An 8,626-nucleotide genomic window follows, 5' to 3' on the forward strand; every position below is an offset into this window, starting at 1 on the left:
CAAGTTTTTAACATCAACACGTAATTATAAATCTCGCCAGTAAGATAGTTTTGACGTTTACTATGTTGCACCTTTTTATTTCCACCGTGAGGGATTATGCGTTTCAGGCAATTGTTACCGCTTTTCAGTGCGCTATTCGCGCTGTACATCATTTGGGGTTCCACGTACTTCGTTATTCGCATTGGCGTTGAAAGCTGGCCGCCGTTAATGATGGCAGCCGTACGTTTTCTCTCCGCGGGCATTTTATTAACAAGTTTCTTACTTATTCGCGGGCACAAGCTGCCCCCCTTACGCCTAATCCTGAACGCCGCGTTAATTGGTATCCTGCTGCTGGCTGTAGGTAATGGGCTGGTCACCGTCGCAGAACACCAAAATGTCCCTTCCGGTATTGCCGCCGTGGTGGTCGCCACCGTCCCGTTATTTACGCTGTGTTTTAGCCACTTTTTTGGCATCAAAACGCGCAAGCTGGAATGGTTGGGGATAGCGATTGGGCTAGCAGGGATCATCATGCTGAACAGCGGAGGCAATTTAAGTGGCAATCCGTGGGGCGCTATTTTAATCCTGATCGGTTCAATAAGCTGGGCGTTTGGCTCGGTGTACGGTTCACGCATTACCCTACCCGTTGGCATGATGGCCGGAGCCATTGAAATGTTAGCCGCCGGTATTGTGCTGATGTGCGCATCGCTACTCTCCGGGGAAAAACTGACCACCATGCCAACATTTTCAGGCTTTATGGCGGTGGCTTACCTGGCCCTGTTTGGCTCCATTATTGCCATTAATGCGTATATGTTCCTGATCCGCAATGTCAGCCCAGCGCTAGCCACCAGCTATGCCTACGTCAATCCGGTTGTTGCCGTGCTGTTAGGTACCGGTCTGGGGGGAGAAAGACTGGCCCCTATCGAATGGCTGGCGCTCGGCGTGATCGTGTTTGCTGTGGTGTTGGTAACGTTGGGGAAATACCTGTTCCCTGTTAAAGCGGATGCCGTTGCTACCCCGTCGGAAAAAACGTTACAGTAAATGAATACCGAGAGTGTCGATCTGCGCGGTGTCACCACCGCCGCAGATCCACTCGATGACACGTTCAGATAACGCTTCATCGTCCAGCTTTTCGCGACCACGCAGGGCGCACTCCCAGACAATCAGTACGCGCCAGCCCAGAACCTGCAACTTTTCACAATCCCGCGCATCGCGCTGGACATTTTTGCCTATTTTTTCCAGCCAGAATTCCGTTCGTGTCGCGGGGACTTTAAACAAATAGCAATCGTGGTGGTGCCAGAAACAGCCGTGAGTAAAAATCACACAATGATAATCATCCACCACAAAATCGGGGCGACCGGGTAACGTCGCATCCTGCACGCGAAACGTTACCCCCTGCTCTGTCAGCACGCTGGCAAGGCGTTTTTCAATTGCGGTATCGCGGGTAGCTATCGCCCGCATATTTTTACTGCGTGTTGCTTTATCGTGAACGTCTGTCACGCTGGTTCTCTTTCTCGCGAATAGCAACTGCCTGCCTGATTTTCGGCTCCAGCAGCCTGGCCACCGCCGCAAATGCCGGAACGACCACCGAATTACCAAACTGGCGATAAGCCTGAGTATCTGACACAGGGATCCTGAACTGATAGCCCTGCGGAGATTCAAACCCCATCAGACGAGCGCACTCTCTGGGCGTAAGTCTGCGTGGGCGGTGTCGCTGATTCTGCGGATCGTCAAAATCTTTTTCACCCAGCGCCATATCCCAGCCACGGTCAATCAGGATCTCCGCCCCATCTTTATAATAACGCGCAGATAATGTGCGCGTTACGCTATCAGGGTTACCGGGATACACCATGCCATAGCCAAATCCATTGCCCCGCGCCTGATGCTTTTTCGCATAGCGATAGAGGTATTTCCACAGCACCGGCGTCAGTATATATTTCGCATCGACGGTCGGCTCAAGCAGTTCCGCCAGCGTGGTACGCCGCGGCGGATAACGCGTGACAATATCCCGCAGCGTGAAGTCTGATTTCAAATTCAGATCGCGTCGGAAGCCGACAAGCACGATACGTTCGCGATGCTGAGGCAAAAAATGTTGCCCATCGATGATTTTCGGATCGTCCGGGCCGTTATCCGCCGCATCCGCTACGTCATAACCCAGCTCGTCCAGCGTTTGCATAATGATGCGAAACGTTTTGCCCTGATCGTGACTCTTCAGGTTTTTGACGTTTTCGAGCACAAATATTGCGGGCCGACGCGCATCGATAATGCGCACCACGTCAAAAAATAGCGTGCCTTGCGTATCACAGGCGAAACCATGTGCCCGCCCTAACGCATTTTTCTTTGATACACCAGCCAGAGAAAATGGCTGACAAGGGAATCCGGCTAACAGCACGTCATGTTCAGGAACATGCTGGCGAATATGTTCTGCCGCCTGCTGGTCACTCACCCCATCGTGATGGCTGAGTGTGATATCACGAATATCTTCATTAAAGTTGTGCTGGAGCGGATCGCAGTAGTTGTTCGCTTTATAGGTGCGCACCGCATGCTTGTTCCACTCACTGGTAAACACGCACTGCCCGCCAATCGCTTCAAAGCCGCGACGAATACCGCCAATGCCAGCAAAAAGATCGATAAAGCGAAAGGCATAATGCGGATGATGCGCAGGTGGTTTCGGCAACAAAGTATTCAGATGAATGAGCTCGCGGTCGCTGAGGCGATGCCATGTTTCATTAGCAACCACTCGTTTAAAAATGGCCGGGCTCCAGCGGTTCTCGCCAACGCCATTCAGATGAGCAACCAGCGTTTTCACGTCATATATTTCAAGCAACTTGGCCAACATCACCTGCACGTCGGTCTCGTTTTCATCTGTCATCGGGTTCATGGAGCCTGCTACTGAAAAATTATCCTGCATACATTTAACCGGCAGAAATGGATAACCGACAGATTAACATAAATTAGCACGGTTGACGTTTCAGCCGTATTGACGACTAGCGCGCTTTAAAGGGTTGAATCGCGTCAAGATCCAGCATTTCGTATTCTCCTTTTAACTCCGCACTCAGCTTCGCCATATACGTCAGTAAAAAATCCGCATTATGTTGTGCCAAATGCCTCCCTCGTTCGGTTTGCATCGTCAACGGCAACGTCAATAACTTGGTCTGGAAGTGATCGAGCGCGTACTGTTTATCGTCTAGGCTACGCTTTCGGGCAAACGGATCTTCCGCATCAAACAGCGCAACCCCCAACGCCCCTGAAACGGCAAATACGCGCGCTAAACCAATTGCACCCAGCGCCTCAAGCCGGTCTGCATCCTGCACGATTTTCGCTTCAAGGGTTTCTGGCGCGATTTTGGCGCTAAAACTGTGCGCCTCAATGGCATGACACACTGCCGATAACCGCTGTTGTGGAAAATCCGGAAAATCGCGCATCAAAACACAACGTGTTTCCTTGGCTGCCAGTACCGACGAACAATGACGCTCAGGATGGTTCTTTGGCAGGCTGACGAGATCGTGGAAGTAGCACGCGGTCAACACCACCAGCCAGTCTACGGTTGCATCTGTACTCAGCTTTTGCGCCGTCATCCACACACGTCGAAAGTGAAAGATGTCATGTGCAGCATCTTGTCCAGAATGGTTATCAGCTAACCAGGCTTCAAATCGCGACTGCCAGTCGTGCAGTTTCATGCTATCTCCCTTAGTAGAAAGAAAATCACCTTAGCAACAATTTTCATTGCAGACCACTGCCCGCCTCATTACATAATCATTTTTTATTATTGCACTAAAAATAAAATCCACATGAATTTATAAAACCCACGACGCCAATATCGAAAAGCAATTTACATGAATGTTAAAAACAAATATCCAAAACAAATAAAATACACATAACAAATAAATGGGTAAACACATATAACCCATTGATTAAAAACCATTCACATGAAAAATGCAAATGTAATCAACACACATATATAATTATATAAAGATGCAAAAGAAATATTTTGAAATATTTTAAATACATTTGTTACATGTTATATTTTAAATAAAATGAACTTCATAGATAGTATCCAAATGTAGTCACTCGGATAGTACTACATATTCATTTTAATTATCATGCAAAGGGAATACATAATGAAAAGAAAAGTATTGGCACTGCTTCTCCCTGCTTTATTAGCTGCAGGCGCAGCAAATGCGGCTGAAATCTATAATAAGAACGGCAATAAACTGGATCTGTACGGTAAAGTCGATGGTCTGCGTTATTTCTCTGATGATGCTGGCAGCGACGGCGATCAGACCTATGCGCGTGTAGGCTTCAAGGGCGAAACACAGATCAACGAAATGCTGACCGGTTACGGTCAGTGGGAATATAACATTCAGGCCAACGGCACCGAAGGTGAAGGCGCAAATTCCTGGACTCGTCTGGCCTTTGCCGGTTTAGGCTTTGGTGAGAACGGTACCTTCGACTACGGTCGTAACTACGGCGTGGTCTACGACGTAGAAGCCTGGACCGATATGCTGCCAGAATTTGGCGGTGATACCTACACCCAGACCGACGTGTATATGACCGGTCGTACCAACGGCGTAGCCACCTACCGTAATAAAGGTTTCTTTGGTCAGGTTGATGGCCTGAACTTCGCCCTGCAATACCAGGGTAATAATGAAAGTGCAGGAGCAGGCGAAGGTACTGGTAACGGTGAGAACCGTAAATTGTCTAGAGAGAACGGCGACGGTTTCGGCCTGTCAACCTCCTATGATTTCGACTTCGGTTTAAGCCTCGGGGCAGCATACTCCAGCTCTGACCGTTCAAATAACCAGGTTGCTAAAGGCTATCAAGATGGAATTAATCATCGCAACAGCTATGCAGGCGGTGAAACAGCAGATGCATGGACTGTTGGTGCGAAGTATGACGCGAACAACGTGTACCTGGCTGCTATGTACGCAGAAACCCGTAACATGACATCATACGGTAGCGGAAAAAATGATGATGGCTCCGCGAAAGGCGGTATTGCCAACAAAACGCAGAACTTTGAAGTTGTTGCACAGTATCAGTTCGACTTCGGCCTGCGCCCTTCCATCGCTTACCTGCAATCTAAAGGTAGCGATTTAGGTGGTCAGGAAGTGAGTCGTGGTAACTGGCGTTATGTCGACAAAGACCTGGTCAAATATGTTGATGTGGGTGTGACTTACTACTTCAACAAAAACATGTCCACCTATGTCGATTATAAAATCAACCTGCTGGATGAAGACGACAGCTTCTATGAAAGCAATGGTATCGCAACTGACGACATCGTTGCCGTTGGTTTAGTCTACCAGTTCTAATTGACGCAAAAATAAGCAAGCCCGCTTCATATGAAGCGGGCTTTTTATTTATACGAAACGTATTTTTTTATCACACGGGCATTACAACGATAAACTTGTGAGGATACTCAAAGAAAAAAACATCCATGAGAACTGTCGTTGAAAGCGAGGCGTGCAAGTGCTTGAATAGTGGCGGAGAGAGGGGGATTTGAACCCCCGGTAGAGTTGCCCCTACTCCGGTTTTCGAGACCGATTTCATTGGTAATATTTTCAATAACTTAACTTTTCTTGCTGGTATATCCACAATATTTCCACTTCATAAAATTCAACTAGTTACGCGTTTATCCATACTTAATATACCAACACTTTCTGAGCTAAAACCTATACTTCAAAGTACAACCTAGAGGTGAGACTGTGTGGAAGATATTCCCAGTCAATGACGCGTGAAGCCTAACTCGGCCAGCTCTCTGATGAAGCCGAACATGACATTACATACAATTTTGAACCAACTCGCAGATTGAATGCGGCAAGATATCAAAATCCTTCTGCAGTTAAATTTATATAGCTCGCGGTTACACGTGTTATATAGAATGCGAAAACAATGAAAATAAAGTGTTAAATGTTAAGGCAAATTGGCATCCTCGACTAATTTTGTCAATTTATCTATAGATAGTGGCTTTGAGTAATACCACCCTTGGACACCGCACTCAGGGAACATTTCAGTTAAATATTTCACCTGAGTTGATGTTTCTACACCTTCGAAAACAACTTTGTGAGTTATATCTTTAAAAATCTCCACCAACCCTGACAATACATTATTATTTATAGAGCATTCATCGATAGAATCTGTAATTGATTTATCAATTTTAATTTCATCTATTTGTAAATTTGATAGCCAGTTTAAATTTGAATGACCAGTCCCGAAATCATCAATAGCTATTGATATACCTTTATTATTAAATAAAGAAATAACCTTTTGGAGGGAATTTATTTCCGCGCTCTGCCTTTCTGTTAACTCCATCATTATCATACCAGGTTTTATATTTGATTCATCAATCATCTGAAACACTTTTTCTTGAAATGATTCCGACAGAAGGTCTTGAGAACTAACATTAATGCTTATAAAAATATCAAATTCCTCAGAAAGAGACATGGTTTGCTTTACTGCCATTCGAAATACAAAATCACTTATTTCCTGGATTAAACCATGCTTCTCTGCAATAGGGATAAAAATATCAGGAGGAATGCTACCAATATCATGATCATCCCATCTAATTAGTGCTTCCACACCAATAATTTTTCCGGTTTTTATTTTATAAATAGGTTGATACACAAGATATAATGATTCGCTTCTTATCGCATTTTTTAATCTTGAAACTAATGATTGCTTACGTGCAACTCTTTGATTATAAAAACCGCCCAGAAGAACACCGGTTACAATAGATGTAAAGGAAATCAACAACATCGTTAGCCAACTATCGAAACTCATCCACGGAAATTTAACTCCCCCCATGACACAGACATTATTACTTTTATTACAGCTTTGCGTGGTAATAAGTCCTAGTTGGTAGGATTTATCATGCTGAGCCTCTTCAAGAAGATCGACCTGCTCACCAAGTTTGAACAAATGAAGCGAATGATCTCTGTCACCTACAATTGCAGAAAACCCCTTCTCTTCATGGTCTGTAACAAATCTATTAAATGCAAATGGTGAAATCGTTATGGCTAATTTTTGATTGCTTAGCAAATCAGCTTTTACATTATTTTCCAGTAACACACCAAAAAACCAAGTTACATTGTCCTTTTCAACTTTTCTATCATAGATATTGAGAAGCAATGGTGCTGGCAACACTCCCCATAAAGCACTACATATGACTGCACCATTTGAAATAAATGATATATCTTTTATAAGAGCATAGGGCCATAAGGCCACTCTTAGAGCATGAAGTTGTAGTTCACTACAAGGACTATAAGCATTAAATATTTCATAACTATCATTTATTTTATCAATCTGTTGAATGAGACTAACGCTTCTATTCAAAACTCGTTCTGTATATGATGCAATCCTCTCCTTGTATATATAATACATTGAAATCTCAGACAATGAGAAAAAAATAAAAAATGAAAACGTGATTGATATCACATAAGGCTTAATTCGTTTTAAATTGTGGTTATTCTTCACACCGACCTCTTTATATGCCTGACCCTATGTAACAACATACATTCTACTATCTGTCGTGAATCAAATAGATACAGTTAAAACAGATTATCGGCTAAAACAAATATTTCTTTATGTTTTTTATTAGAAAAGAACGTTATAAAATAACGCAAAACCACATCCAAGTTAGATTTATGTTTGCATTTTAGCCAAATAAGTGGCACTTCATCTTGTATTCATAGGTCTAATGTAAAGGATGTAATTCTAAGGGAAAAAAGTGTGAAACCGCGCCTTTTCCCGATACTGGTACTTGGGTAAAACCGATGATGACGCTGCCGGCGATCGACACTGACGCCAGCAAGCATGAGAAGGAACAGATAAGCCGTACTGTTCAGGAAATGTTTGAAGAGGCTGATATGTGGCTGGTTTCAGATTAAACACCTTGAACCGTTATATTGCTTAAGTACAATCCGCCGTGACTGGCAATCGTTCAATACTCGCACTAACGAACGTTCGCCAGTCCGCCGCCGCCCGTTCTTGCATACGACGACGCGGTGGCGTCTTCTCAACATCTCGCAGGGAATTTTTTGTACAGCGTCGACACCCCTATATCATAAATTATAGCCACACGTTTTCTTGACTCACCTGCAGCAATCAACCTTCCAGCCTGAGCCCACTCTTCCGTAGTTAACTTTGGTCGTCTGCCACCAATCCGCCCATCTTCGCGCGCAGCAGCTAAGCCAGCCCGTGTTCGCTCAACAATAAGCTCTCTCTCCATCTCGGCAAGCGCCCCCATGACATGAAAAAAAAAGCGCCCCATTGGTGTGGATGTATCTATGCTGTCGGTCAGGCTGCGGAAGTTTATCCCTCGCTCCCTCATTTCTTCGACCAGCACGACAAGATGCCGCATACTACGACCGAGACGATCCAGCTTCCAGACCACCAGCGTGTCACCTTCTGATAATGTTCTGAGCACCTTTTTTAAGCCTGGTCGGTCAGACGTTTTTCCACTTATCTTGTCTTCGTATATCAGCTCACATCCTGCACACTCGAGCGCGTTTCTCTGCAATGCTGTGTTCTGGTCATTTGTTGACACCCGTACATAGCCTATCAGCATGATCAATCCCTTCGCTAAAAGCCGGGATCATGCCATTTGCACCTGAAATATTCATTTTCGTAAACGTTGGTTTAGTAGAAACCATAA

At 44.9% G+C, this 8,626-nt stretch carries 7 protein-coding genes, 1 tRNA gene and 1 pseudogene; 3 read left to right on the forward strand and 6 right to left on the reverse strand.

The genetic code is table 11. The annotated features are described in order from the left end of the window. Positions 1-96 precede the first annotated feature (96 nt). On the forward strand, positions 97-1,017 hold the full coding sequence (gene yedA / locus OGY09_RS06415) for a drug/metabolite exporter YedA (RefSeq protein WP_003834062.1): 921 nt from the start codon (positions 97-99) through the stop codon (positions 1,015-1,017). Here yedA and OGY09_RS06420 read toward each other — a convergent pair. The 3 genes from OGY09_RS06420 to OGY09_RS06430 all read right to left on the reverse strand — a co-directional run bounded on the left by OGY09_RS06420 (position 1,009) and on the right by OGY09_RS06430 (position 3,656). Then, positions 1,009-1,476: a very short patch repair endonuclease gene (locus OGY09_RS06420; RefSeq protein ID WP_258886536.1), complete on the reverse strand. Its 468-nt coding sequence runs from the start codon at positions 1,474-1,476 to the stop codon at positions 1,009-1,011. The genes yedA and OGY09_RS06420 overlap by 9 nt on opposite strands. Continuing rightward, on the reverse strand, positions 1,457-2,887 hold the full coding sequence (locus tag OGY09_RS06425) for a DNA cytosine methyltransferase (protein WP_406585005.1): 1,431 nt from the start codon (positions 2,885-2,887) through the stop codon (positions 1,457-1,459). The genes OGY09_RS06420 and OGY09_RS06425 overlap by 20 nt, the downstream gene beginning before the upstream one ends. 76 nt (positions 2,888-2,963) lie before the next feature. Continuing rightward, positions 2,964-3,656: a phosphohydrolase gene (locus OGY09_RS06430; protein ID WP_275399199.1), complete on the reverse strand. Its 693-nt coding sequence runs from the start codon at positions 3,654-3,656 to the stop codon at positions 2,964-2,966. Between the two features lie 441 nt (positions 3,657-4,097). On the opposite strand from OGY09_RS06430, the gene ompC reads away from it, so the two are divergent. Next, a complete protein-coding gene (gene ompC, locus OGY09_RS06435; protein ID WP_267437328.1) occupies positions 4,098-5,285 on the forward strand; it encodes a porin OmpC in 1,188 nt (395 codons plus the stop codon). Between the two features lie 169 nt (positions 5,286-5,454). Here ompC and OGY09_RS06440 read toward each other — a convergent pair. After that, a tRNA-OTHER gene (locus OGY09_RS06440) sits at positions 5,455-5,577 on the reverse strand. Positions 5,578-5,886: 309 nt separating this feature from the next. Further along, positions 5,887-7,446, reverse strand: coding sequence for an EAL domain-containing protein (locus tag OGY09_RS06445; RefSeq protein WP_149617913.1), 1,560 nt, complete (start codon positions 7,444-7,446; stop codon positions 5,887-5,889). A gap of 269 nt (positions 7,447-7,715) precedes the next feature. On the opposite strand from OGY09_RS06445, the pseudogene OGY09_RS06450 reads away from it, so the two are divergent. Continuing rightward, positions 7,716-7,859, forward strand: a pseudogene (locus OGY09_RS06450) (DinI-like family protein); the annotation flags it as partial. Positions 7,860-7,987: 128 nt separating this feature from the next. Here OGY09_RS06450 and OGY09_RS06455 read toward each other — a convergent pair. Then, positions 7,988-8,539 (reverse strand): recombinase family protein, encoded by a 552-nt coding sequence (locus OGY09_RS06455; RefSeq protein WP_057068788.1) that lies wholly within the window; start codon positions 8,537-8,539, stop codon positions 7,988-7,990. Between the last annotated feature and the right edge of the window lie 87 nt (positions 8,540-8,626).

The organism is Citrobacter sp. Cpo071 (genome assembly GCF_030332765.1).
GTDB classification, from domain to species: Bacteria; Pseudomonadota; Gammaproteobacteria; order Enterobacterales; family Enterobacteriaceae; genus Citrobacter; species Citrobacter portucalensis.